At 71.8% G+C, this 24,644-nt stretch carries 20 protein-coding genes; 7 read left to right on the forward strand and 13 right to left on the reverse strand.

Translation table 11 applies throughout. From position 1 onward, the window contains the following. The first annotated feature begins 30 nt into the window (after positions 1–30). A complete protein-coding gene (locus ACIP6U_RS07025) occupies positions 31–1,104 on the forward strand; it encodes an NlpC/P60 family protein (RefSeq protein WP_401713892.1) in 1,074 nt (357 codons plus the stop codon). Positions 1,105–1,120: 16 nt separating this feature from the next. On the opposite strand, the gene ACIP6U_RS07030 is transcribed toward ACIP6U_RS07025, so the two are convergent. Together ACIP6U_RS07030 and ACIP6U_RS07035 are read right to left on the reverse strand one after the other, a co-directional pair. Continuing rightward, a complete protein-coding gene (locus ACIP6U_RS07030; RefSeq protein ID WP_123998235.1) occupies positions 1,121–1,843 on the reverse strand; it encodes a response regulator transcription factor in 723 nt (240 codons plus the stop codon). Continuing rightward, a complete protein-coding gene (locus ACIP6U_RS07035; protein WP_401713895.1) occupies positions 1,840–3,132 on the reverse strand; it encodes a PspC domain-containing protein in 1,293 nt (430 codons plus the stop codon). The genes ACIP6U_RS07030 and ACIP6U_RS07035 overlap by 4 nt, the downstream gene beginning before the upstream one ends. A 244-nt stretch (positions 3,133–3,376) precedes the next feature. Here ACIP6U_RS07035 and ACIP6U_RS07040 point away from each other — a divergent pair, with 244 nt between their 5' ends. Together ACIP6U_RS07040 and ACIP6U_RS07045 are read left to right on the forward strand one after the other, a co-directional pair. Continuing rightward, a complete protein-coding gene (locus ACIP6U_RS07040) occupies positions 3,377–4,876 on the forward strand; it encodes a PspC domain-containing protein (protein WP_401713897.1) in 1,500 nt (499 codons plus the stop codon). Then, positions 4,863–5,099, forward strand: a complete 237-nt coding sequence (locus ACIP6U_RS07045) for a hypothetical protein (RefSeq protein WP_401713899.1) — start codon at positions 4,863–4,865, stop codon at positions 5,097–5,099. Before ACIP6U_RS07040 ends, ACIP6U_RS07045 begins: the two co-directional genes overlap by 14 nt. Positions 5,100–5,233: 134 nt before the next feature. Here ACIP6U_RS07045 and ACIP6U_RS07050 read toward each other — a convergent pair whose 3' ends face one another. Together ACIP6U_RS07050 and ACIP6U_RS07055 are read right to left on the reverse strand one after the other, a co-directional pair. Continuing rightward, positions 5,234–5,764 carry a DoxX family protein gene (locus ACIP6U_RS07050; RefSeq protein WP_401713901.1) on the reverse strand — a complete coding sequence of 177 codons (531 nt, stop codon included), beginning with the start codon at positions 5,762–5,764 and terminating at the stop codon, positions 5,234–5,236. A 166-nt stretch (positions 5,765–5,930) separates the two neighbouring features. Then, positions 5,931–7,256: a hypothetical protein gene (locus ACIP6U_RS07055; protein WP_401713903.1), complete on the reverse strand. Its 1,326-nt coding sequence runs from the start codon at positions 7,254–7,256 to the stop codon at positions 5,931–5,933. Positions 7,257–7,442: 186 nt separating this feature from the next. On the opposite strand from ACIP6U_RS07055, the gene ACIP6U_RS07060 reads away from it, so the two are divergent. After that, entirely contained in the window at positions 7,443–8,339 is an 897-nt protein-coding gene (locus ACIP6U_RS07060) for a DUF4429 domain-containing protein (RefSeq protein WP_401713905.1), read from the forward strand. A 35-nt stretch (positions 8,340–8,374) separates the two neighbouring features. Here ACIP6U_RS07060 and ACIP6U_RS07065 read toward each other — a convergent pair whose 3' ends face one another. Continuing rightward, entirely contained in the window at positions 8,375–9,169 is a 795-nt protein-coding gene (locus tag ACIP6U_RS07065; RefSeq protein WP_401713906.1) for a class II aldolase/adducin family protein, read from the reverse strand. 141 nt (positions 9,170–9,310) lie between these two features. On the opposite strand from ACIP6U_RS07065, the gene ACIP6U_RS07070 reads away from it, so the two are divergent. After that, entirely contained in the window at positions 9,311–9,784 is a 474-nt protein-coding gene (locus ACIP6U_RS07070; RefSeq protein WP_401713908.1) for a pyridoxamine 5'-phosphate oxidase family protein, read from the forward strand. A gap of 13 nt (positions 9,785–9,797) precedes the next feature. On the opposite strand, the gene guaA is transcribed toward ACIP6U_RS07070, so the two are convergent. Continuing rightward, positions 9,798–11,378, reverse strand: a complete 1,581-nt coding sequence (gene guaA / locus ACIP6U_RS07075) for a glutamine-hydrolyzing GMP synthase (protein WP_401713910.1) — start codon at positions 11,376–11,378, stop codon at positions 9,798–9,800. 232 nt (positions 11,379–11,610) lie between these two features. Between guaA and ACIP6U_RS07080 the strand changes: the two genes are divergently transcribed. Continuing rightward, positions 11,611–11,943 carry a chorismate mutase gene (locus ACIP6U_RS07080; protein WP_401714426.1) on the forward strand — a complete coding sequence of 111 codons (333 nt, stop codon included), beginning with the start codon at positions 11,611–11,613 and terminating at the stop codon, positions 11,941–11,943. 573 nt (positions 11,944–12,516) lie between these two features. On the opposite strand, the gene ACIP6U_RS07085 is transcribed toward ACIP6U_RS07080, so the two are convergent. From ACIP6U_RS07085 to ACIP6U_RS07105, 5 genes are all read right to left on the reverse strand, one after another. Further along, positions 12,517–13,659, reverse strand: coding sequence for a hypothetical protein (locus tag ACIP6U_RS07085; protein ID WP_401713912.1), 1,143 nt, complete (start codon positions 13,657–13,659; stop codon positions 12,517–12,519). Between the two features lie 239 nt (positions 13,660–13,898). After that, positions 13,899–15,677, reverse strand: a complete 1,779-nt coding sequence (locus ACIP6U_RS07090) for a GMC oxidoreductase (protein WP_401713914.1) — start codon at positions 15,675–15,677, stop codon at positions 13,899–13,901. A gap of 40 nt (positions 15,678–15,717) precedes the next feature. Then, positions 15,718–17,346, reverse strand: coding sequence for a succinic semialdehyde dehydrogenase (locus ACIP6U_RS07095; protein ID WP_401713916.1), 1,629 nt, complete (start codon positions 17,344–17,346; stop codon positions 15,718–15,720). A 135-nt stretch (positions 17,347–17,481) separates the two neighbouring features. Continuing rightward, entirely contained in the window at positions 17,482–19,314 is a 1,833-nt protein-coding gene (locus tag ACIP6U_RS07100; RefSeq protein WP_401713918.1) for a protein kinase, read from the reverse strand. 58 nt (positions 19,315–19,372) lie between these two features. Next, a complete protein-coding gene (locus tag ACIP6U_RS07105; protein ID WP_401713920.1) occupies positions 19,373–20,278 on the reverse strand; it encodes an MBL fold metallo-hydrolase in 906 nt (301 codons plus the stop codon). Positions 20,279–20,382: 104 nt separating this feature from the next. Between ACIP6U_RS07105 and ACIP6U_RS07110 the strand changes: the two genes are divergently transcribed. Further along, entirely contained in the window at positions 20,383–21,294 is a 912-nt protein-coding gene (locus tag ACIP6U_RS07110) for an AraC family transcriptional regulator (RefSeq protein ID WP_401713922.1), read from the forward strand. Between the two features lie 7 nt (positions 21,295–21,301). Here ACIP6U_RS07110 and ACIP6U_RS07115 read toward each other — a convergent pair whose 3' ends face one another. Next, complete coding sequence (locus tag ACIP6U_RS07115; protein WP_401713924.1) at positions 21,302–22,900, reverse strand: serine/threonine-protein kinase; 1,599 nt, start codon at positions 22,898–22,900, stop codon at positions 21,302–21,304. Positions 22,901–22,954: 54 nt separating this feature from the next. After that, positions 22,955–24,631 carry a protein kinase gene (locus tag ACIP6U_RS07120; protein ID WP_401713926.1) on the reverse strand — a complete coding sequence of 559 codons (1,677 nt, stop codon included), beginning with the start codon at positions 24,629–24,631 and terminating at the stop codon, positions 22,955–22,957. Positions 24,632–24,644: the final 13 nt, after the last annotated feature.

Here is a 24,644-nt window from a genome sequence, read left to right on the forward strand (position 1 = left end):
AGCGGTCGTACGAAAGGACGTGCAGTCCACTTGGCAGCGCACCGAAAGCCCGGCCGGCGTTCGGCCGGCGGCAGTACGGCCCGCACCGCCTTCACCATCGCCCTGGCGGGCGCGGCGACCGCGACGGCCCTCGACGGGACGGGACACGCGGAGCCGAAACTGACGCCGACGCAGGTCAAGGCGAAGGTGGACCAGCTGTACCAGGAGGCGGAGAAGGCCACCGAGAAGTACAACGGGGCGAAGGAGAAGGCGGACTCCGCCGAGCACCGTCTCGGCACCCTGCGGGACGAGGCGGCCCGCAAGACGGACAAGCTCAACTCGGCGCGTGCGTCGCTGGGTTCGATGGCCGCCGCCCAGTACCGCGACGGCGGTCTGGACCCGGCACTGCAACTCGCGCTGTCCGACGACCCCGACCGCTACCTCGACGGCGCCGAGTTCGTCGACCGTACCGGCACCCGGCAGGCCGCGGCCGTCGCGGGCGTCCGCGAGGAGCTGCGCGAGATCGAGCGACTGCGCGGGGCCGCGCGCGTCGAGCTGGCCGCGCTGCGGTCACGGCAGGCGGAGCAGAGCCGCCACAAGAAGGCGATCACCGGGAAGCTGGACGCGGCCAAGCGGCTGCTGTCGGAGCTGTCGCCCGCGGAGCGCGCCCAGTTCGAGGAGGGCACGGGAGCCGGCTCGGACCGCGCGTCCCGGTCCTCCTCGGGTGCCCGGACCGCTCTGGAGGCCCCCTCCTCCGCCACGGCCGCGGCCCCCAACTCCCGTGCTTCGGCGGCCGTCTCGTATGCCTACGCCAAGCTCGGCAGCCCCTACGTCTGGGGCGCGACCGGGCCGGACGCCTTCGACTGCTCGGGCCTGGTGCAGGCCGCGTACCGCTCCGCGGGCGTCTCCGTGCCCCGCACGACCTACGCCCAGATCGGCGCCGGCCGCCGCGTCACCCGCTCCGAACTGCTCCCGGGCGACCTGGTGTTCTTCTACTCCGGCATCAGCCATGTCGGCATCTACATCGGCAAGGGCCAGATGATCCACGCGCCGAATCCTTCGGCGCCGGTGCGGATCGCGCCCATCGACGAGATGCCGTTCGCGGGCGCCACGCGCGTGGTGTGAACCCCGGATCGTCCCGTCACACCAGCCGTCGTGCCGTGGCCCACCGGGTCAACTCGTGCCGGTTGGACAGCTGAAGCTTCCGCAGCACCGCCGAGACGTGCGACTCGACCGTCTTCACCGAGATGAACAGCTGCTTGGCGATCTCCTTGTAGGCGTAGCCCCGGGCGATGAGCCGCAGCACCTCCCGCTCGCGCTGGGTGAGGCGGTCGAGGTCCTCGTCGACCGGCGGGGCGTCCGTGGAGGCGAAGGCGTCGAGAACGAACCCGGCCAGCCTCGGCGAGAAGACGGCGTCGCCCTCCTGGACCCGGAAGATGGAGTTGACCAGGTCCGTGCCCGTGATCGTCTTGGTCACGTATCCGCGCGCGCCGCCACGGATCACGCCGATGACGTCCTCCGCCGCGTCCGACACGGACAGCGCGAGGAAGCGCACCGGCTGCTCGGCGTCGGCCATCAACGGGGCGCAGCGGCGCAGGACTTCGACCCCGCCGCCACCCGGCAGATGGACGTCCAGGAGGACGACCTCGGGGCGGGTCGCGGTGATGACCGTGACCGCCTGGTCGACGTCCGCGGCCTCGCCGACGACCTCGACGCCGGTCTGCGCCGTCTGGCCGATCTCGGCCTGCACTCCGGTACGGAACATGCGGTGGTCGTCGACGAGGACCACGCGTACGTGGCGCTCCCCCGCGCCGCCGGCCGCCTGTTCCGTGCGCTCCGGGTTCGCCTCGGTCGGGTCGCTCATGACGTCATCTCCGCCCTCTCCATCTCCAGCTCGACCTCTGTGCCGCCGTCAGGCACCGCGCGCAGCCTGGCTGTTCCGCCGTGGCGTTCCATGCGGCCGATGATCGATTCTCTGACACCCATCCGGTCGGCGGGTATCGAGTCCGGGTCGAAGCCCGGCCCGCGGTCCCGGACGGACACGAAGACCGTCTTTCCTTCGACTTCGGCGTAGACCTGGACCGCGCCGCCCTCGCCACCGTACTTGGCCGCGTTCACCATTGCCTCGCGCGCGGCCTGCATCTGTGCTCCCGTGCGGTCGTCGAGCTCGCAGTCGCCGACGATCACGACCTCTATGGGGACGCCGTGCTTGTCCTCCACCTCGGCCGCGTTGCGGCGCACCGCGTCGGCCAGAGTGGTGGGTTCGTCGGCCTCGTCCTTGCCGGTGCCCTCCGGTTTGTAGAGCCAGGTGCGCAGGTCGCGCTCCTGGGCGCGGGCGAGGCGGCGCACCTCGCTCGCGTTCTCCGCGTTGCGCTGGATCAGGGTGAGGGTGTGCAGGACCGAGTCGTGGACGTGGGCGGCGACCTCGGCGCGCTCCTGGGCGCGGATGCGCATCAGGCGCTCCTCGGAGAGGTCCTGGGTCATGCGGACGAGGTAGGGGCCGGCGAGGAGCGTTATCCCCACCAGCACCGCGAGCGCCGCCTGGAGGACGGAACCGAGGTGGGCGGCGGAACCCTGAAGGACGAAGATGCCGGTGACGCCGGCCGTGACGAGGAGGACACCGCCGGCGGCACGCAGCAGCCGCAGGGTGCGCTTGCGGCGGCCGACCTCGGCCCAGCGGGCCCGCCGCGCGTTGTCCGCCTGGCGCCAGACCAGGGCGACGCCCGCGCCGACGAGGACGACGGGCCACAGGTAGGCCTTCGCGCCGTTGCCCAGATTCACGCTGCCGACGAAGACCATGGCCACGACGACCATGAGGAGCAGCGCGACGATCTGCCCCTTGTCGGGGCGACGGGCGACCAGCCTTCGCCGACCGTCCGGCGAGGTCTCGGTCGAGACCAGCGACGGCGGCCGCTGCCCGGCCACGCCCCCGATGCCGAGCGGCACGAAGAACCAGAACGCGGCGTAGAGCAGCGCGCCGAGCCCGTCCGCCATGAACAGGCCGACGAACACGAGCCGCACCCAGATCACGGGCAGCCCGAGATGCCCGGCGAGCCCCCGCGCCACACCACCGAGCCAGCGTCCGTCACTGCTGCGGTAGAGCTTGCGCGGCGGCCGCGGTTCGACGAGGGGCGCTGCTGCGGCTTCCGGCATGGCATCGATGGTCACATGACCAGGCCGGCAGAGCATCAGGGTCGACCCCGGAGACTCCCCTGATCTTCGGCGCCGGGTCGGGTGATCTTCGGCGTCGGGTCGGGATCGCCCCCGGATTCCCGGCCCGACCTCCGCGATCCGGGCCGGTCGAACGCTTCCCCGGCCTCGGGTCAGGGGTGAAATCAGGGTCCGGCCAGGGTCGTACGGACTGCCGTCGTCGCGTCGCGCCCGTCACCATGGACACATGACAGATCACGAGCGCGCCGCGACGGGTCCGGGACCCGGCTCCGGCCCGCGCCCCGCTGCGGGCGCCGGGCCGCAGGATGCCGCGCCCGCGGGACCCGCCGGGGGACAGGGACCGGCTGGCACATCGTCCACCGCGCCGACGTCCGGTCCCACTGCTGGTTCCGGTGCCGGACCCACTGCTGGTTCCGCTGCCGGGCTCGGTACCGGTCAGGGAACCGTCGACGACTCCTCCCGCAGGTTCCGGCGCGACCGCGACTACAAAATGCTCGCGGGCGTGTGCGCGGGGCTGGGGCGGCAGTGCGACATGGACCCGGTGATCTTCCGGATCACGCTCGCCGTGCTCTCCGCGACCGGCGGTATCGGCCTGATCTTCTACGGGTTCGCCTGGCTGCTCGTCCCGTACGAGGACGAGGAGGAGAACGAGGTCCGCAAGCTCCTCACCGGCCGGGTGGACGGCCAGGCGCTGACCGCGGTGCTGTTCGCGCTGGTCGGCTGCGGAGTGTTCCTGACGATGGTGGCCAACGGCGGGGTGATGACCTTCGCCGTCGTCCTCTCCCTGCTCCTCGCGGGCGCGGGGTACTGGTCGCGGCAGCGCGGCAACCACGACCCCGACCCGCTCGCCGCCCAGGCCGCCGCCGACGCCCCGCCGGAGGCCCAGGCGCCGCCGGTCCCCGCCGCGTACCCCTCCTGGTGGCGGGACCCGATCGTCAAGGACGGCACGCACGTGGGGGGCACCGGCTATCTCTGGGGCCCCCAGGACTCCCGCGACCGGGACATCGCGGCGGCGGTCAACATCAGCCTGGGTTCCACCTCGCGCAGCCGCGCGGACATACGCGCCCCGCAGGTCCCGGCACCGAGGCAGCGCGGGTCGCGCTGGATCGGCGGCTGGGTGTTCCTGCTGGCCCTTCTCGCGGGCGGCCTGGGCACCGCCGGGACCTGGGAGGACCACGCCCTGGGCACCAGCCTCCAGACCGGTCTGGCCTGCGCGCTGATCGTCTTCGGCCTCGGCATCGCGGTCAGCGCGGTCCGGGGACGCACGGGCGCGGGCTCGATCTTCCTCGCGATCATCACGGCGGCGCTGCTCGCCGGCTCGGTCGCGCTCCCGAAGGACATCGACACGCACTGGATCCGCACGACCTGGCAGCCCGCCTCGGCGGCCGACGTGCGGGCGAAGTACAACCTGGGTTCCGGGGTCGGCACGCTGGACCTGAGCCGTGTGCACGTGGCCGAGGGGCGGACGGTGGAGACGGAGGCGGAGATCGGCGCGGGCCGGGTGAAGGTGATCGTGCCGAAGGACGCGACCGTGAGGCTGAGCATCGACGTGGGGGTGGGTGACATCCAGTTGCCGGGTGACGAGCAGAAGGACGTGGACGTGGCGCCGGACAAGCACAAGGAAGTGACCCTGAAACCCGTCACGGGCGGCAAGAACGCCGGCACGCTCGACATCGACATCCAGGTCGGCCTCGGACAGGCGGAGGTGAGCCGTGCCACGTCATGAGTTCCAGCCCGGAAAACTGATCGCGGGCCTCGCCCTCGCCCTCGCGGGCGTCGTCTACGCCGGCGACGCGGGCGGCCTCTGGGACACCCCGTGGTTCGCGATCATCCCGCTCCTCACGGTCGGCCTCTTCCTGGCCGGCGCGACCAGCGTCCTGACCCGGGCGGTACGCCGCCGCCGGTCACCACGAAAAGTCACCGAGCCCCGCCAGGACATACCGGCCTGACTCAGGTCGCCGAGGCCGGCCTGTCGGGACGGCCCGCCCCGGCGGCCACCGCCTCGCCGGACGCCGACGGGGCAGGCCGACGACGGACCTGCCCCACCCACACCTCGGCCGATGTCTCCGCCGGCCAGACGGACCTACCGGTATCCGCCCGCGCGTTGCCTCCGCCTCGCTCGCAGTGCCGCGTCCAGGGAGAACACGGACGCGCCCGCGAGGACCAGCGGCAGCCAGGCCATCAGGTAGGCAAGGTCGTTGCCGTAGTAGTAGGGGTCCGAGCCCCAGCTCACGGTCAGCCACAGGCTGAGGGAGATCAGCGCTCCGCCGAAGGCGGCGAGTCGGGCCAGGAGCCCGATCAGGGTGCCGATGCCGACGGCGAGTTCACCGAAGGCGATGGCGTAGCCGAAGCCGACCGGGTTCTTCAGGGCCATGTCGACCATGGCCGGGATGGCCGAGGAGTCCCGTACGGCGCGCATCATCTCGCCGACGGAGCCGGAGCCGGAGTCCTTGAGGAAGGCGCTGTCGGTGAGTTTGTCCAACCCGGCGTAGATGAACGTGACGCCGAGGAACACACGGAGAGGGAGGAGGGCGTATCGGGTCGCGGTGTCCCGCCAGCTCGGGCCCTCGTCGAGATAGGGGGTTTGCATATCCGTACGCGTGCCGTAAGTCATAGCCGTCGCCTCTCGCCCGCCATGCCAAAGACCCCTTCAAAGACCATACGTACGTAAGGGGCGGAGCGCTCAATCCGTTCGTGCAGAATTTCGAGCCGGGGCGCACACGCCCGGCGCCCGTACGTATCGGTCGTTGTCGGGCCGCGTCAGTCCTGGTCAGTCCTGGTCAGTCCGTGACGTCGATCGCGTAACGGTTGGTCTCCACCCCGGCCGCGGTGACCACCTGGACCTCCACCCGCCCCGGTTCCACGTCAGCCGGCACCGGCACGGTCAGGACCGCGTCCGTCGGGTTGCGGAAGCCGCCGGCCACCGGGACCAGCGGTACATGGACGTGGACCGCGCCGATCCGGACGACCATCCGGGACAGCCGGTCGGCACCCTGCGCGCCCGGCGGTACGAAACCGGCGCCCCGGATCTCGATGTCGTCGCCCGTGCGGATGGGCGCGTCGAGGTCGCCGGCCTCGCGGGAGCGGACCACGGAGAGGATCACCGGGCGCCCGCCCTCGGCGTACTTGCCGGCCACGTAGGTGGCGGCGGAGACGAGGACGACCACGGCAAGACCCCAGGGCAGGTCGGGGAGTTGGTCCGGGCGGCGGGCCAGGCGCACGCCGGCGAAGACCACGGCGACGGCGCTGATCACGGCGTACTGGATGTCGGCGAAGGTGCCGCGGCCGGAGTCGTCGGTCAGCAGGTCGGCCGCGCGGGGCCGGTCCGCCCGTACCTTCTGGAGTCGTTGTCCGAGCACCCGCAGGCCCACGACCCGGCGGACCAGCACGGCGATCGCGCAGACCACGGCGAGGACGGTCACCACCCCGGCGCCGCGGGCGAGTTCGAGCCCGGAGATGAGGGTGTCGCGCTGCGCGTGGTCGGACGCGGCGGCCAGCCGGCCGACCAGCACCAGGACGGCGTAGACGACGAACAGCACCCAGACCGCGGCGACCGTGCGGGAGGTGGAGAGGCGGTTGTCCTCGCCGATGATCGGGGCCAGTACGCCACCGCGCGACCGGTGGAACCAGGACGCGGCGGTCAGGGCGCCGGCCACGAGCAGCGCGGCGAGCAGTCCGGCGGTGCGCGCGGCGGTCCAGCCGGCGCCGATCGCCGTGAGGGCCTGCACCAGCAGAAGCGTCAGGACCAGGGCCCACACCGTGAACACGGCCCGGCGCCACAGACAGGCCAGCCAGGCCTCGCCCTCGGCGCGGCCGCGCTCGGCGACCAGCCCCGCGGACTGGGTCAGTTCCTCGGAGACCCACTGCCGGGAGGCCTGGGCCGAGTGCGCCACCGCGGCGGGCAGCCCCTGTCCGGCGGCGAACCCCTCGCGCAGCAGCAGGAATTCGGCGACCGCGCGCCGATGTCCCTCGCGCGCCCCGTGCGGGCAGTCCCCGCAGGTGCAGCCACCCCCGTGCGCGCCTCCGGGAGCACTGCCCGGCACTGTTCCGTATCCCGTCCGGCCGGCGCTCGCGTCCGCGCCCCCTCTCGCCTCCTGCACCGCCACGCCCGACGCCCGCCTTCCCCACAACCCCATCGACCGGCGGCCCCGACCGAGTGCCGGCCGCCGCCTTGCAAGTCCCGCGTGATGACAGCGCATTGTGCCCTACGCCACCCCGTCCGCGTCCGGCAGGTCTGGTCGAGGCGGGTGAAGCCCGGACCGCAGTGTTGACCCGGCTGCGAGAATTTCCCTATGGCCGAGATCATCCAGCGGGACGGGACCTGGGCCTTCGACGGCACCACGGTCAGGATCACGCCGGGTCTCCACCGCTCCGTGCCACTGTTCCGGCAGACCTACGGAGAGGTCGCGGTGCCCCTCGAAGCCGTCGCGGGCGTGGTCCTCGAACCCGAACGCAAGCGCGGGCGGCTGCGGTTGCGGCTGCGCGAGGGCGCCGACCCGCTGTTGCAGGCCACCGGCGGGCGACTGCCGGAGGCGGCCGACCCGTACCGGCTGCTGGTGGACGTGGACCGTTCCGGGGTCGCCGAGTACATCGCGGAGGAGATCCGCCAGGCCCTGATGCTGGACCGGATCCCGAAGGATCCGACCAAGGCGTATCTGCTGCCGGGGCCGCCGGTGCCGGTCTCGGTGCGCTCCTCCGACGGCACCGTCTCCTTCGACGGCACCCAGGTGCGGCTCGACTGGGCCGACACCTCCGACCGGGTCAAGCGGGCGACCGGGCCGCGGATCATCGCCCTCGGCGACCTCGTGCAGGTGGAGTGGCTGCCCAACTCCGGCTACGAGGACGGTTTTCTGCGCTTCGTGACCCGGGAAACGGTGTTCTCCAAACTGCCGCCGGAGAAGGATCCGTACGCCCTCGATCTGTGGGGCAGTACCCGCCGTGACCTGCTCACGGCGCTGATCGCCACCGCCGTAACCGCCCGGCTCCCGCACCCGTCCACCCGTGCCGGCGGCGATCTCGCGGACCACGACCAGGAGCGGCCGCAGTTGGCGGCGGCCGTGCCGGCGCAGTCGGACCATCACGACGTACTGCTGCGCAGGCTGCGGGAGTTGGGCGAGCTGTACCGGGACGGGGTGCTGACGGACGAGGAGTTCGCGATGACGAAGGCAGCGGTGCTGCGTGGTTTCTGAGCCCGCCCGCACGCCGTCCGCCGGCTCCGGGACCGTCAACTCAGCAGATCCGGCTCACTGCGGCTGATGTCCTGCCAGACGGGCTGGTAGTTGATCCAGGCCACCAGGTCGCCGCCGAGCTGTTCGCGGGTGGCGACGGCCAGTTTGTGGTCGATGAGCAGCGGGCGGCCGGCCGCCTTGGCGAGGAGCTGGACCTGGCTGGAGCGTTCCATGGACAGGAACCACCAGGCCGCCGCGTCCACCGAGTCGCCGACCGTCAGCAGCCCGTGGTTGCGCAACACGAGCGCCTTGCGGGAGCCCAACGCCGCGGCGATCCGGCGGCCCTCGTCGGCGTCGACGGCGACGCCGGTGTAGGCGTCGTACAGCGCGTGGTCCTCGTAGAAGGCGCAGCTCTCCTGGGTGAGGGGGTCGAGGAGGTCGCCGAGGGCGGACAGGGCGCGGCCGTGCACGGAGTGGCAGTGGGCGACGGCGACGACGTCGGGGCGGGCCGCGTGGACCTGGGCGTGCACGGTGAAGGCGGCCTGGTTGACGTGGTAGCGGCCCTCGATGACCTGGCCGTCGGAGTTGGCCATGACGAGGTCGCTCACGGTGACGTGCTTGAACGGCATGCCGAACGGATTGACCCAGAAGCAGTCGCTGTACTCGGGGTCGCGAGCCGTTATGTGCCCCGACACACCGTCCTCGAAGCCGAGCCGTCCGAAGATCCGCAGCGCGCCCGCGAGCCGCTCCTTGCGGTGCCGGCGCTCGTCGTCGAGCGACTCGTGCATGGGCGGCATGGCGAAGCGCAGCCGATCCGTGGGGAGCGGCAGCGGTGGGGTCGGCCCGTGCATGTGTGGTCCTCCGGCACTGGGGTGTTCTAAAGGGCGGAAGTTACCGTCGGTCAGCGCAGGAGAACAGGGTTGTGATGTAAAGATGACGCACGCGACCGAATCACGACAGAAGATGTCGGGTTTACGGGCGACGATCGGCGTATGACATCGAACTGGGCCGCCTTCCGCAGCGCCGAACCCGAGCTGGCGCGGACCGCCGAGGAGCGCTTCGCCGGCCACATCCACCACGTCCTGGCCACCCTGCGCGCGGACGGCTCGCCGCGCACCAGCGGCCTGGAGGTGCGCTTCCTGGCCGGTGAGCTGTGGTTCGGGATGATGACCGGCTCGCTCAAGGCCCTCGACCTGCGCCGGGACCCGCGCTTCGCGCTCCAGACCAACCCCGGCGAGGGCACCGGCATGGCCGGCGGGGACATCCGCGTCGGCGGCCGGGCGGTGGAGGTCGAGGACGGGGCGGCGAAGGCGGCGTACGTGCGGGAGGTGGAACCGCCGGAGCCGTTCCACCTCTTCCGCACCGAGTTGACGGAGGTCGTACGGACCTACGTCGAGGACGAGAAGTACCTCGTCGTCGAGATCTGGCGGCCCGGAGAGCCGCTGCGCACGCTCAAGCGGACCTGAAGCCTGGGGAGGCTCACTCCCACTCGATGGTCCCCGGCGGCTTGCTCGTGATGTCGAGGACGACCCGGTTGACGTCGGCGACCTCGTTCGTGATCCGGGTCGAGATCCTCGCGAGGACGTCGTACGGCAGTCGCGACCAGTCGGCCGTCATGGCGTCCTCGGAGGAGACCGGGCGCAGGACGATCGGGTGGCCGTAGGTGCGGCCGTCGCCCTGGACGCCGACGCTGCGGACGTCCGCGAGCAGGACCACCGGGCACTGCCAGATCTCGCGGTCCAGGCCGGCCGCGGTCAGCTCCTCGCGGGCGATGGCGTCGGCCTCGCGGAGCAGGTCGAGGCGGTCCTTGGTGACCTCGCCGACGATCCGGATGCCGAGGCCGGGGCCGGGGAAGGGCTGGCGCTGGACGATCTCGTCCGGCAGGCCCAGCTCCTGGCCGACCATCCGGACCTCGTCCTTGAACAGCTTGCGGAGGGGCTCGATGAGCTGGAATTCCAGGTCTTCGGGCAGGCCGCCCACGTTGTGGTGGGACTTGATGTTGGCCGTGCCGGTGCCGCCGCCGGACTCGACGACGTCCGGGTAGAGCGTGCCCTGCACCAGGAACGCGACCTCGGGGCCCTCGTCCGCGATGATCTCGGCCTGGGCCTGCTCGAAGACGCGGATGAACTCGCGGCCGATGATCTTCCGCTTCTCCTCGGGGTCCGAGACCCCGGCGAGCGCGGTGAGGAAGCGCTCCTCCGCGTCCACGACCTTCAGCTGGACGCCGGTCGCGGCCACGAAGTCCTTCTCGACCTGCTCGGTCTCGCCCTTGCGCATCAGACCGTGGTCGACGTACACGCAGGTCAGCTGCGAGCCGATCGCCTTCTGGACGAGGGCCGCCGCCACGGCGGAGTCGACGCCGCCGGACAGGCCGCAGATGGCGCGCTTGTCGCCGACCTGCTCGCGGATCGCGGCGACCTGCTCGTCGATCACGTTGCCGGTGGTCCAGGACGGGGTCAGGCCCGCGCCCCGGTACAGGAAGTGCTCCAGGACCTGCTGGCCGTGCGTGGAGTGCATGACCTCGGGGTGGTACTGGACGCCGTAGAGCTTCTTCTCGTCGTGCTCGAAGGCGGCGACCGGGACGACGTCCGTGGAGGCCGTGACCGAGAAGCCCTCGGGGGCGGCCGAGCAGGCGTCGCCGTGCGACATCCACACCGACTGCTCGTCCGGGGTGCCCTCGAAGAGGGTGGAGGAGGACCGGGAGACGTGCAGCGGGGTCCGGCCGTACTCGCGGGCCCCGGTGTTGTCGACCGTGCCGCCGAGGGTGGTCGCCATCAGCTGGAAGCCGTAGCACATGCCGAAGACGGGGACGCCGGCGTCGAAGAGCGCGCGGTCCAGGCGCGGGGCGCCCTCCGCGTACACCGAGGACGGGCCGCCGGAGAGGATGATCGCCGCCGGGTTCTTGGCGAGCATCTCGGCGACCGGCATGGTGCTCGGCACGATCTCGCTGTAGACCCGGGCCTCACGGACGCGACGGGCGATGAGCTGGGCGTACTGCGCGCCGAAGTCGACGACCAGGACGGTGTCGGGGGCGGCGGCAGTAGGGGTCGCTGGTGACACGGGAGCCTTCCGGCGGTGGGGCGGGGGTCTTGTGCGTACGCCGATTCTACCGAGGCCCGCCCCGGCTCGGTCCCGTGGCATACTGGCGCCCATGCTCACGCACCCGACCTTCCTCTTTACCTATGGCAACCGGCCCACCGGCTGCCATGGTCGTGCTGCTTGAGCAACTGACAAGCGACTTCCCAGGCGCCCCGGGCCGACAAGGTCCGGGGCGCCTGTGGTTTTCCGGACCTTGCCGCTCCGGGGCTCCGCACCGCATCCGACGAGGAGCCCAGACATGACCGCCACCGCAGCGGAGCAGACCGGCGCGCACACCCCCGAGGCCGCCGACGTGATCACCGGCGCCCGGGAGCGCATCGACGCGCTCGACGACCGGATCATCGGCCTGATCCAGGAACGGATGGCTGTCTCCGCCGTCATCCAGGACGCCCGGATCGAGTCCGGCGGCCGGCGCGTGAACCTGTCCCGTGAGAACGAGATCCTCAGCCGCTACAGCGGCGCGCTCGGCAAGCCCGGCACCTCCCTCGCGATGACGCTTCTCGAACTGTCCAGGGGGCGCATCTGAGTTCGGGCCCCCTCTCACCCGTACGGCCCGTGACCGCGGCGCGAACCGCTTCGTTGGTCCCGATGTCCGTGCCAGCCAGGGGCGGGCCCGAAAGAACCACGCGTGGCTCCGCTGGGGCGATGAGACGTACGGGATCGTGCCGTGTGTCGTGGGACCTCGCTCCAGGGTCGTGACCGGACGGCAGGGGACAGCAGCCCGGTCACCCAAGAGAACGGTCGGCTCCGGGGACGCCCGGGGCCGCCCGGCGGAATATGCAAATATGCACGATCCTGGGTCAAACGGTTGCGGAGGCCGCGAGCATCCAGCACGATGCCTAGAAAGCCCCAAGTCCCGCCACAGCTCCCCGTATTGACCTGTACAGCCCATCGCACAGCCCTGTACTTCCGTACTGCCAGAGGTCGAGACCATCCGTGCGCCCGGTTCGCGCCGGGGCGGCGACCAGGGCGCACAGACAAGCGGCGCAACCCCCCGGCGCCGCTCCCAGGCACCGGCGCTGCCCTGACGTCGGTGCTGACGGAGAAGGGCCCCGCGGACGCACGTCCCGCGGGGCCCTTCGCATGGGTACGGAGTCTGTCAGGTGCGGCTCACCGTGCCGCAGTCCCCGCTCTCCTTGCCGATGTCCCGGCTGCGGTCGTACGGGTCGACCGCGGGACCGCTCGGCGTGGCACTCGCGGAGGGGGCCTGGGACGGGAACTGGGGGTGCAGATAACCGTCATTGACGTCACAGGCCGAATTCCCGGCGTCCTCGTCGTACTTGACGACCATCAACCGGCCGGACGTGACGTTGTAGTGCACGGGGTCGGGGAGTTCGGTGTCGATGACGCGGCGCACGATGGTGCGGGTCACCTCGGTCGAGCCGTCGGTGCGCACGACCGGGTAGACGAAGGTGTAGTCGGCGTGCACCGCGACCGCGTCGAACTTGCCCTTCTTGAAGGTGATCCGGCCGCGCGTCTTGATCACGTCACCGACCAGCCGCACCTCGGCCGGGTCGAAGCGGCTGAACATCGACAGCGGGTCGTGGGCCTCGCTCGGCGAACGCAGCGCGGTGTTCAGGTCGTCGATCAGGCCGGGCTGCTTGGGGTCGAGCACCGAGAGCGCGGCCACCGGCCGGGCACCGGCCACCACCTTCGGGTTCAGGTTCGCGTCGACGAGCAGCTTCCTGGTCTGCCGGAGGGCCAGTTCGACCTTGTCCTTGGGGACCGCGCCGACGGCCGTGGCCTTCGGCAGCACGATGCCCGCCTCGCCGTCGGCCCAGCGCAGCGCGGGCGAACCGGCGAACGGCTCGTCGAGCGTGGGGACGTCGGGGTCGGCCGCGGCGGGCGGCGCGGTGGGCTTCGTGCTCTCGGCGGGCAGCGGGGAGGAGGAGGCGCCCGCACCCGAATCCGCACCCGAACCGAAGGGGTCGCCCGGCAGCAGCGACGGCTTCATCGCCACGACGGCCACGGCGATCGCGACGGGTACGCCGATGATCGCCCACGCCTTGCGCCGACGGCCCTTCTTCGGCGTACCGGTCGGGCCGGTGCGCCAGCCCTCGGGCGGTGCCCCCTCGCACTTCAGCCGCTCGGTGACCATGCGGGCCCGGGCGGAGGGTTCCTTGGGAGCGGAGTCGCGGATGCTCCGTTCGTTGTCACGGATGAACTGCTCCCACACCTCGTCGGATATGGGTGAGGACGACGGCTCGTCCCCCGATGGATCTTCGGACCGTCTGTCAGACATCGGACTCTCTCTTGGCTGGGTCGACCGGCCGAGGATAGCCATGCCCATGCCGATTACTCACGCCGAAAAGTTTCCGTGAATACGGAGGCAACCATTCCCGCGCCTCGTCGGTCAGACCACCAGAAGCACCGGTCTCACCACCAGGACCAACAGCCACAGACGAAGTGCGGGACCTGCGCTCGGAGGGGGGTGCAGGTCCCCCACTTCGTCTGCTTCGTCGACTGCTTCGGCTTCGTCCCCTACTTCTTCGGCGGCACCGTCGGCATCCCCAGGAACGGCAGCCGCAGCCCGCCGAACGCGTCCGCGGGGACGGCCGGCGCCTGCGGCTCGACCGGCTTCAGCCGCTCGTACGCCGTTCCCTGCGCCGGACGCGGATCCGCCTCGCCCTGGTTGGGCCAGAACGACATCGCGCGCTCGGCCTGGGCGGTGATCGTCAGCGAGGGGTTCACGCCCAGGTTGGCCGAGACCGCGGAGCCGTCGACGACGGAGATGCCGGGGTGGCCGTAGAGCCGGTGGTACGGGTCGATGACACCGCTCTCGCGCGAGGAGCCGATCGGACAGCCGCCGAGGAAGTGGGCGGTGAGCGGGGTCCCCATCAGTTCGCCGACGTTCGAGCCGGCGAAGCCGTTGATCTCGGCGGCGATCGCGGTCGCGGCCTCCGAAGCGGCCCTGATCTGCTTGGGGTTGGGGGCGCCGTGACCCTGCCGGGCGGTGAGCAGCCCCTTGCCGACGCCGTCCGGTTTCAGGTACGTCGTCAGGGAGTTGTCCAGCGACTGCATCACCAGGCCGATGATGGTCCGCTCCGACCACTGCCGGTTGGAGAGGGAGCGCAGCACGAGGAGGGGGTGGCGGGTGGCGTTGCGCAGCCAGGCCAGCGCCCTCGACGAGCCCTCCGCGTACGGGACCTGGAGGATCGACAGGCCGCCCATCGAGTTGGAGCCCCGGCCGTAGCGGACCGGCTCGATGTGGGTGTTCTCGTCCGGGTGGACCGAGGAGGTGATGGCGACTCCGCGCGTGAAGTCGACCTTCGGCTCGCCCGTCGCCTTGCGGTAGCGGCGGTTGTCGGTCTGGGCGCCGACCAGCGCCTCGGAGTTGGTGCGGGTCAGCTCGCCCAACTTCTCGGAGAGGTACGGGAGTTGGCCGCCCGCCTTCATCCGGTGCAGCAGGGTCTGGGTGCCGTAGGTGCCGGCCGCGAGGACGATCCGGCGGGCCTTGAAGGTGCGCCCTGCGGATTTCCGGCGGGCATCGGTGGGCAGCGTGGCGACCGCGTAGCCGCCCTGCGAGTCGTCGGTGACCGACACGACGGTCGTCATCGGGTGGACGACCGCGCCCGCCTTCTCGGCGAGGTAGAGGTAGTTCTCGTTCAGGGTGTTCTTCGCGCCGTGCCGGCAGCCGGTCATGCACTCGCCGCACTCGGTGCAGGCCTTGCGGTCGGGGCCCGCGCCGCCGAAGTAGGGGTCCGCGACCGGGTCGCCGGGGGCCGCCTTCGACTCCCCCTCGGCGTCCTTGCCGTCGCCGAAGAAGACGCCGACCGGGGCCATGTGGAAGCTGTCGCCGACGCCCATCCGCTCGGCCGCGGCCTTCAGATGGACGTCGGACGGGGTCATCGTCGGGTTGAGCCGTACGCCGAGCATGCGCTGCGCCTGGTCGTAGTACGGCTTCAACTCCTCCTGCCAGTCCGTGATGTCACGCCACTGCGGGTCGTCGAAGAACGGCTTCGGCGGGACGTACAAGGTGTTGGCGTAGTTGAGGGAGCCCCCGCCGACGCCCGCGCCGGCGAGGACCATGACGTTGCCCAGCAGGTGGATGCGCTGGATTCCGTACATGTTGAGCTTGGGGGCCCAGAGGTAGTTCTTGAGGTCCCAGGAGTTCTTGGGCAGGGACTCCCTGGTGAAACGGCGGCCCGCTTCCAACACGCCGACGCGATAGCCCTTTTCGGTCAGGCGCAGGGCGGTGACGGAACCGCCGAAGCCGGAACCGACGACCAGGACGTCGTAGTCATAGGCATCTTGCGACAACGTGTTCTCCTCATTGAGATGCGCTGCGGGCCGTCGTCGGTCACCTGAGCCGGAAGGCCTTCATCGCCTTCAGGCTGGTGCTCATGAACGCGGCGTACCTCTCGTCGGTCATGCCGAACGACGGGGCCATCGGCAGCAGGCGCTGCTGGGCGATCGTCTGGGCCTCGGTGTACTTGAGGATGCCCTCGGAGCCGTGGCGGCGGCCGAGGCCGGAGTCCTTCATGCCGCCCATCGGGGACTGGACGCTGCCGTAGGCGGAGGCGTAGCCCTCGTTGACGTTGACCGTGCCGGTGCGCAGCCGGGCGGCGACCTCGCGCCCGCGGGCCGCGCTCTTCGTCCAGACCGAGGAATTGAGGCCGTACGGCGTGGAGTTGGCGGCTTCCACGGCCTCGTCGTCGGTCTTGAAGCGGTAGAGGGAGACGACCGGGCCGAAGGTCTCCTCGGCGCAGACGGCCATGGGGGCCTCGACGCCGTCCAGGATGGTCGGCTCGAAGAAGTACGGGCCGATGTCCGGGCGGGCCCGGCCGCCGGCCACGAGCGTGGCGCCCTTGGCGACGGCCTCCTCGACGTGACGGGTGACGGACTCCAGCTGGCGTTCGCCGGCCAGCGAGCCCATGTCGGCGCCGTAGGCGAGGGAGGTGCCCAGGCGCATCGCCTTGGTGCGGGCGGCGAAGCGGTCGAGGAAGGCGTCGGCGACCGACTCGTGGACGTACAACCGCTCGATGGAGACGCAGAGTTGGCCCGCGGAGGAGAAGCAGGCGCGGACCGCGCCGGCCGCGGCCTTCTCGATGTCGGCGTCCTCCAGGACCAACATGGCGTTCTTGCCGCCGAGTTCGAGGGAGACGCCGACCAGGCGGGCCGCCGCGCCCTGCGCGACCTCGCGGCCGGTGCGGGTGGAGCCGGTGAAGGAGACGTAGTCGGCGTGCTTGACGATCTCCGGGCCGATGACCGGGCCGTCGCCGATGACGACCTGGAAGACGTCGGCGGGCAGACCGGCCTCGACGAGGAGGTCGCGGGCCCACAGGGCGGTCAGGCAGGTCTCGGTGTCCGGCTTCATGACGACCGCGTTGCCCGCGACGAAGGCGGGGAGCGCGTCGCCGACCGACAGCTCCAGGGGGTAGTTCCAGGGGGCGATCTGGCCCACCACCCCACGCGGGTGGCGCAGTTCGGTGACCTTGGTGAGGGTCGGGACGGCTCCGGTGTGCCGCTTCGGCTTGAGGTAGGCGGGCGCCTTGCGGCCGTAGTGGCGGGCCGCGACGGCGACGGCCTGGACCTCCTCGTGCGCGTGCAGCCGCGCCTTGCCGGTCTCCAGCTGGACGAGGTCGAGGACCTCGGCCTGGCGGGCGAGCACCAGGTCGTGGAAGCGCAGCAGCACGGCCGCGCGCTGCCGGACCGGCACCTGCGCCCACAGCGCCTGTGCGGCGCGGGCCGCCGCGAAGGCCTCCGCCACGTCCTCGGGCGTCGACTCCGGCAGGTCGGCCAGCTTCTCGCCCGTGAAGGGGCTGTGGTTGGCGGTGCGCCCGGAACCGGCCACGCCCTTGGTGAGCTGGGCGACCAGCTCGGGGGTGACCACGTCCGCGGCGGTGCGGGCGCCCTCGGGGGCGGGGGCGAGGGGGTTGGTGCCGGCAACGGTGGTGCCGGTCTTCTCCGGGGCCTGCGAGTCCGTCATGACGGGCAGCGTATGCCGGAGCGGAGGCTTTGGGTACCCGTCGGTAACGCGGCTTCACCGACCGCACACACACCGCCAGTGATGACTGGCAACGAACGCGCTGATCAGGCCGTTGTGCAAGGCCAACAGCCCTGTTCAGCCCTTCGCAATCACCAGACGGTCCTTGGCGCCCTCGAACACCGCGGCGCCCTTCTTCTCGCTGGGCGTGCCCTTGGGCATGTCCACGCGCAGCTCGTACATGCGGTCGTCCGCGGTCGCGATGATCAGCTGGATCACCCGGGTCGGGGACTCGTCCTTGTTGTAGGTGATGTCGGAGAGGACCGCGTCCAGGCCCTGGAAGACGGTACGGGTCCCTCCGCCGCTCGCGTCGTGCGCGTAGCCGTTCCAGATGTTGTACGCCTTCTGCGCACGGTCCAGCACGGTGCCGGGCGCCTTGTCCCACAGGGTGAGGCGGACCTGGACGAGCCCGATGTCGTAGACGACGAGCCGGGGCTGGTCGGCGGCGCTGCCCTCGCGGGCGGCCTCCTTGTACTCGGCGGGGAGGGAGAGGACGGCGTCCATCTCCGGCTCGCGGTGGGCGATCCAGGAGGTGGTGGCGGAGGGGCTGGGGGCGGGGGCCGGAGCCGCGGTTCCGGAGGCTGCCGGGGCCACGCTCCGGGTGACGGTGACTTCGGTGGTGGATCCGTCGTCGGACGCGGTGAAGCGGGGCACGGTGAGCAGGGCACCGCCCAGGACGAGGATCCCGGCGGTGGCGAGGAGGGCGGGGTGGCGGAGGGGTGAGCGCCTTGGGCGGGTGCGGGGGTGGGTGTCGGGGGTGGGGACGGCCTGGGTCACCGGTTCGGCAGGGGGCGGGTCCTCGGAAGGCGGGGTGCCCTCGGCGAGCGGGGCGTCCTCGGAGTCCGGCGTGGTGGCGGGGTGCGACGCACGCTCGGGCACCCGTCCTCCCCCGGCCGTCACGTCACTCGCCGCCGCCGACCCCGACGCCGCCGCTGCTCGTGACGCCGACTCCGACGGTGTACGGGACGCCGGTCCCGCCCCCAGCCGTACCGTTCCCGCGTCGTCCTTGAACTCCCTCAGCAGCGAAGCATCCTGAATGTCCGTCACCTCCCCGGCGGAGCCGACCGGTACCGGCCAGCCCTCGGCCACCGCCTCCAGGATCGCGGACGCCTCCTCGGGGCCCGGCCGCTGCTCGGGGTCCTTCGCCAGCAGACGGGTGATCAACGAACCGAGCGGACCGGCCTGTTTGGGCTCGGGCGGGTCGGAGGCGATGACCGCGGCGAGGGTGGACTCCAACGTCGTACGCCGGAACGGGGACCAGCCCTCCACGGCCGCGAACAGCACCACACCCAGGGCCCACAGGTCGGAGGCCGGACCCGCGCCGCGACCCGACATCCGCTCGGGCGCGACGAACTCCAGCGAACCGATGAACTCCCCGCTCATCGTGAGGGATTCCTCGCCCTGGACATGGGCGATGCCGAAGTCGGTGAGGACGACGCGGCCGTGCGTGCCCAGGAGCACGTTGGCCAGCTTGACGTCCCGGTGGACGATGCCGACGGAGTGCGCGGCCTGGAGGGCGCCGAGGACGGCGTGGCCGATCCGGGCGGCCTCGGGGGCGTCGACCGGGCCGCGCTGGAGGAGTTCGTGCAGGGACTCGCCGCGGACCAACTCCATGACGATCCAAGGGAGTCCGTCCTCCTCCACGACGACGTCATGGATGGAGACGGCGGCCGGATGCTCGACCCGGGCGGCGGCGCGGGCTTCACGGTAGAGGCGGTGGGCGGCCCGCTGCCGGTGCTCGTCCTCGGGATCGCCGGGCAGCCGGGGCTGCTTGACGGCGACGTCCCGGCCCACGAGCTCGTCGTACGCCCGCCAGACAGTGCCCATCCCGCCGGAGCCGATGCGCTCGGTCAGCCGGTAGCGCCCACCGAGCAGCCGTCCCTCGCGCGTCCGTTCGCCGCCTGCACTCATGCCCCATCAGTACCCTGCGGGGCGCCCGGTTGTCGACGCGGGCCGGCCGTGACGACCGCTACGGCGTCCAGCGGGCGAAGACCAGCGCGCCGTCCCGCCGGCTCACCTCGGCGACGCCCGAACCGGCGAGGTGCGCGGGGATCACCAACTCGCCCTGGTCAGCGGCCCGTTCCAGCACCCGGCGGCGACTGGTGGCCGCCCGGGCGGGGTCCAGGTCGAAGCGGCTGTTGCACTCGGGGTGCGGGATCTGGACGGGGCTGTGCAGCAGGTCGCCGACGAGGACGGCCCGTTCGCCGCGCGAGTGGATCCGCAGGACGGACGAGCCCGGGGTGTGGCCGGGAGCGGACTCCAGGGTGAGGTGGTCGTCGATGCGGTACTCGCCGTCCCACAGCAGGGCCTGCCCGGACTTGTGCACGGGCGCGACGCTGTCCTCGTAGATCAGACGGTCGTCGGGGCGCGCACCGGCGCCGAAGTCACCGTCGGGGCCGAAGTGGCGGTCGTCCGCGGCCGGCAGGAGGTAGGTCGCGTCGGGGAAGGTGGGCACCCAACTCCCTTCCTGGTCATGGGTGTTCCAGCCGACGTGGTCGCCGTGGACGTGGGTGTTCACGACGAGGTCGACGTCCTCGGGCCGCACGCCGGCCCGCGCCAGCAGGCCCGGCAGATCGCCGCCCTGCCGCTGGTGGAACAGCGGATTGCCGGGCCGTTCCCGCCCGTTGCCCACGCCGGTGTCCACGACCACGGTCCGCCCGCCGCTGCGCAGCACCCACGTCTGGATCGCCACCACGGCCCGGTCGCTCTCGGGCTCCCAGTGGTCCGGTACGAGCACGTCCCGGTGGGCCTGCCACACCTCGGGCCCGGCGGTGGGGAGGAAGTCCCGGGTCCCGGCGTAGGGCGCCTGCCATTCGACGACCCGGGTGAGTTCGACGTCACCGATCAGGAAACTCTGTGCGTTGTCATCAGCCATGCCGTCGACGCTATGGGGAGTGGGTGAGCATCCCAATGCCTGAACTGCTCGTCTGAATACGCGAACGCCTCAGCGGCGATCCGTCGGCGCGTAACCTGGGGACCATGGACGTGGTGAGCGACGCGATCTCCGCCGTGCGGATCGGGCAGCCCTCCTCCAACCGGCTGCGGGTCGAGGGGAGTTGGTGCACCCGGCTCGCGCCCTACGGGGGCGCGGGGTTCCATGTCGTGCTCGCGGGCGGCTGCTGGCTGGTGCCGGACGGAGGCGGCCCGGCGGTGACGCTGGGCGCCGGCGATGTCGTACTGCTGCCGCACGGGGCGGGGCATGTGCTGGCGGATGCGCCCGGGGACACGGGGCGGGCGGTGCCGTTCGAGGAGATGCGGGGGCCGGTCGGGGGCGGGCGTGAGGGCAGAGGTGGGCGTGCGGTGGAGTTGCTGTGCGGGAAGTACCGCCTCGACCGCAGCCGTGTGCATCCGCTGATGGCCGAGTTGCCGGAGGTCGTCCACCTGCCCAACCGGGTCGGTGCGCACCCCGAACTCCGCGCCGCCGTCGATCTGTTGGCCCGTGAGCTCGACGAGCGCCGGCCGGGTTCCTGCCTTGCTCTGCCGAGTCTGCTCGATCTGCTGCTGATCTACATGGTCCGGGCGTGGATGTCGGACGCGGCGACGGGTGTGTGGCCGGCGGTGCTGAGCGACCCGGTGACCACGGCCGCCCTGCGTGCCCTGCACTCGGATCCGGCGGCGCCCTGGACCAACGACCGGCTGGCCGCCGAGGCGGGGGTCTCCCGGGCGACGCTGGCCCGGCGGTTCACGGCGCTGGTGGGGCGGCCGCCGATGGCGTACCTGACGTGGTGGCGGCTGACCCGCACGGCGGCGCTGCTGCGGGACACCGACGTCCCGTTGGCGTCCGTGGCCCGCGAGACCGGGTACAGCACGCCGTACGCCCTCTCGCACGCGTTCAGCCGGGAGTTCGGGGTGACGCCGGGGAGGTATCGGGCGGGGGTGCGTGCCGAGTGAGGGCGGGTCAGAGGTGGTCGACGTCCAGGTTGTCGATCGCGGCCTGCGCCACCTCGCGGCCACGGTCGGTGAAGTCGCCCTTGCCCGGGTAGCTGACGGTGAGGCGGTACAGGTCGCCGGCCGAGGTCTTGTAGTAGAAGACCCGCACCTCGCGCGGCAGCGGGTTCTGGCTGTCGTCGGTCTGGTAGACCACCGTGTTCTCGGCGGCCTGCTTGTTCTTGTACGTCGTCTGCTTCGGGTCGGTCTTCGGGTTGGCGGGCATGTTGAGGTCGTACTCGCCGTTCTCCCTGAACGTGTCGTTGTCGGCGTACATCTGGGCGGCCGAGGAACCCTTGATGTCGCGGGAGGTGTCCTCGGACTTCTTCGCCAGGCCCAGGGTGATCCGGATCGCGCCGCTCGGATCGCTGTAGCTGACCCAGTGGGTCTTGTCGTTCTCCCGGTCGGGCAGTTGCGGCAGGTAGCTGTCCGGCGTGGCCACTGTGGCCGCGACATCCTGAACGTGGTGGGTCTTCCACCCACCCGGCAGACCCCCCGACCCCCCGAACGGATCCGCCACCGCCACATACGCCGACGCCCCCGCCACCACCGCCGCCACGACGACTCCCGCGCCGAACGCCAGCCACGTCCTGCGCCCGCCCCCGGCACCCGGCGCGATGACCCGAACCGGCTGTGTGGGCAAGGGAGTCGGCGGGTTCGCCGTCTCTTCCAGCAGCGCCCTGACCTGCGCCGCGTTCGGCCTGTGCGCCGGGTCCTTGTGGAGCAGGCGGGTGATCACGTCGGCCAGCGGCCCGGACGCCGAAGTCGGCGGCGCCGGCGTGCCGTTGAGGACCGACTGGAGCGTCGCTGGCGTGTTGCTGCGGCGGAACGGCGAGACGCCCTCCGTGGCCGCGTAGAGGACGACGCCGAGGGACCAGAGGTCGGAGGAGGGGCCGGGGCGCTGGCCCAGCACCCGCTCGGGGGCGATGTACTCGGGCGAGCCGACGAAGCCGCCGGTGTCCGTCAGGTTCGTCTCGCCCTCGATCTGGGCGATGCCGAAGTCGGTGAGGACGACCCGGCCGTGCCGGCCGAGCAGCACGTTGTCCGGTTTGACGTCCCGGTGCAGGATGCCCGCCGCGTGCGCGGCCTCCAGCGCACCGAGCACCTCCAGGCCGACCCTGGCCGCCTCGCGCGCGTCCAGCGTGCCCTCCTGGAGGGCGTCGCCGAGCGACCGGCCGTGCACCAGCTCCATGACGATCCACGGCTGGCCGTCCACGACGGCCACATCGTGGACGTTCACGACGGCCGGATGGTCGAGGCGGGCCGCGGCGCGGGCCTCGCGGCGCATCCGCTCGAAGGCATTGGAGCGTTCGCGTTCGGGAAGCGTGTCGGGGACGCGGGGCTCCTTGACGGCGACCTCGCGGTCCACCGTCTCGTCCTTGGCCCGCCACACCGTCCCCATGCCGCCGTGCCCGAGCTTGGCCAGCAGTCGGTAGCGACCGGCGATGAGACGACCGGTCCCGGGCTCCTGCGGCCCGACCTGCGGATGGGCGACGACCTGACTGGGCGGTTGCAGAACAAAACTCGTCGTGTCGTCGGGCCGGTGCCCGGATCCCCCGTTGCTGCTCATGTCACCATGCATATCGCGCCACGTGGCTCCACATCCAGACAGCGGGCACAGCGGTCACAGAGCCGTGACGAACGTGTCCACCGCGACATCGAAGTACTCCTTCGCCTCGCGCACCTTCCCGACCGGCGCCGACACCCACACGTCGTACAGCCGCCCGTCCTCCTCCCAGCACACGTCGTACGTGTGCCGGGGACCCTCGGCCGTGCTGAAGCCGTTCCAGGTGAACTCCCAGAGCGCGGCGGGGAGTTCGTGGTGCGTGGTCTCGGTGACCCGGCCGTCGTGGTAACCGGGGTTCGTGTCCGGGCCCTTGGCCGCCGCGCGCCGCATCACCCCGAGCGGGCCGCCCTCCTGGGGTTCGGCGACCTTGATGCCGAGGCGGAAGGTCTGCCCCGGCGACATGTAGAAGACGCGCTCGCCCTGGGGCGTGCGGGTGAAGCCCTCCGGGACGGCGAGCGAGAATCCGGCGGGGTCGTCCGCGACGCGGTAGCCCGAGGGCGCGGAGGCATGGGTCCCGTCGGTGGGCGCGGGGGAGGACGCGCGGGGCGCGCTCGGCGTCGGCGTACCGGCTGTCGGTGTACCGCTCACCGGCGTGCTCGGGGAGGACGGGTGCGAAGTCGGCGTACGAGCTCCCGTCGTCGCGCTCACCGACACCCCGGGCCCCGAACTCTTCGGCGTCCCGCCGCCTCCGTCTCCGTCCCCGTTCATGAGCAGCGCCGCCGCCGACACCCCCGCCCCGGCCGTCGCGGCGACGAGCAGGGCGGCCACCAGTACGCCCCGGGTGGAGCGCCGGGTCTCCACCGTCGGGGAGGACGGGACAGGAGTCGCCGGCGCGGGCGACGGCGTGGGCGTGTCCCGCCGGGTCGGCGTGTAGCGGGGCGACAGTTGGGGCGTGCGGCCGGAGTCCAGATAGGCGCGCAGCATCCGCTCGGCCTGGGGCGCGTCAAGGCGCCGGTCCGGATCGCGCTCCAACAGGCCCCGGACGACGGGCAGGAGCGGGGCGGCCTGGGCCGGCGGGCGGATCTCGTCGAAGACGACGGCGTGCAGGATGCCGCCCAACGAGTCGCGCCGGAACGGGGATTCACCGCTGACGATCGTGCACAGCAGCGCGCCAAGGGACCACAGGTCGGACTCCGGTCCGGTCCGCGCCCCCGACATCCGCTCCGGAGCCGTGTACTCGGGCGAGCCGACGAAGGCCCCGGTCTCGGTGAGCGTCGTGGCGCCCGCGACCTGCGCGATACCGAAGTCGGTGAGGACGATCCGGTCGCCCTCGGACCCCAGCAGCACGTTGGCGGGCTTGATGTCGCGGTGCAGGACACCGGCCGCGTGCGCCGCGGCGAGCGCGCTCAGCAGGGCGATGCCGATCCGCGCGGCCTCGGGGGCGTCGACCGGGCCGCGCGTGGAGATCCGGTCGGCCAGGGATCCGCCGTCGATCAACTCCATGACGAGATACGGGCGTTCGTCCTGCTCGACGACGTCGTGGACGACGATGATGTGCGGGTGGCGGAGCTGGGCCACGGCACGCCCCTCCCGCAGGGTGCGGTCGCGCTGACGGCGGGTCTCCTCCGCGGAGAGCGTCTCGTCGAGGTCGAGCGGTATCTCCTTGACCGCCACCTGCCTGCCGAGCAGTTCGTCGGTCGCGCGCCACACCACACCCATGCCGCCGCGTCCCAGCCTCGACTCCAGCCGGTAACGGCCCGCGATGACGCGGACGCCTGCCCCCTCGGTCCCCATGCGTCCCATCATG

It is taken from the genome of Streptomyces sp. NPDC088794 (assembly GCF_044750545.1).
Lineage (GTDB): Bacteria > Actinomycetota > Actinomycetes > Streptomycetales > Streptomycetaceae > Streptomyces.

What these genes read in the sequence shown, in the direction of transcription:
- ACIP6U_RS07030 (WP_123998235.1), bottom strand. Translation starts at nt 1,843, where the DNA reads ATGAGCGACCCGACCGAGGCGAACCCGGAGCGCACGGAACAGGCGGCC.
- ACIP6U_RS07035 (WP_401713895.1), bottom strand. Translation starts at nt 3,132, where the DNA reads ATGCCGGAAGCCGCAGCAGCGCCCCTCGTCGAACCGCGGCCGCCGCGC.
- ACIP6U_RS07040 (WP_401713897.1), top strand. Translation starts at nt 3,377, where the DNA reads ATGACAGATCACGAGCGCGCCGCGACGGGTCCGGGACCCGGCTCCGGC.
- ACIP6U_RS07050 (WP_401713901.1), bottom strand. Translation starts at nt 5,764, where the DNA reads ATGACTTACGGCACGCGTACGGATATGCAAACCCCCTATCTCGACGAG.
- ACIP6U_RS07060 (WP_401713905.1), top strand. Translation starts at nt 7,443, where the DNA reads ATGGCCGAGATCATCCAGCGGGACGGGACCTGGGCCTTCGACGGCACC.
- ACIP6U_RS07065 (WP_401713906.1), bottom strand. Translation starts at nt 9,169, where the DNA reads ATGCACGGGCCGACCCCACCGCTGCCGCTCCCCACGGATCGGCTGCGC.
- ACIP6U_RS07070 (WP_401713908.1), top strand. Translation starts at nt 9,311, where the DNA reads ATGACATCGAACTGGGCCGCCTTCCGCAGCGCCGAACCCGAGCTGGCG.
- ACIP6U_RS07085 (WP_401713912.1), bottom strand. Translation starts at nt 13,659, where the DNA reads ATGTCTGACAGACGGTCCGAAGATCCATCGGGGGACGAGCCGTCGTCC.
- ACIP6U_RS07095 (WP_401713916.1), bottom strand. Translation starts at nt 17,346, where the DNA reads ATGACGGACTCGCAGGCCCCGGAGAAGACCGGCACCACCGTTGCCGGC.
- ACIP6U_RS07100 (WP_401713918.1), bottom strand. Translation starts at nt 19,314, where the DNA reads ATGAGTGCAGGCGGCGAACGGACGCGCGAGGGACGGCTGCTCGGTGGG.
- ACIP6U_RS07105 (WP_401713920.1), bottom strand. Translation starts at nt 20,278, where the DNA reads ATGGCTGATGACAACGCACAGAGTTTCCTGATCGGTGACGTCGAACTC.
- ACIP6U_RS07110 (WP_401713922.1), top strand. Translation starts at nt 20,383, where the DNA reads ATGGACGTGGTGAGCGACGCGATCTCCGCCGTGCGGATCGGGCAGCCC.
- ACIP6U_RS07115 (WP_401713924.1), bottom strand. Translation starts at nt 22,900, where the DNA reads ATGAGCAGCAACGGGGGATCCGGGCACCGGCCCGACGACACGACGAGT.
- ACIP6U_RS07120 (WP_401713926.1), bottom strand. Translation starts at nt 24,631, where the DNA reads ATGGGGACCGAGGGGGCAGGCGTCCGCGTCATCGCGGGCCGTTACCGG.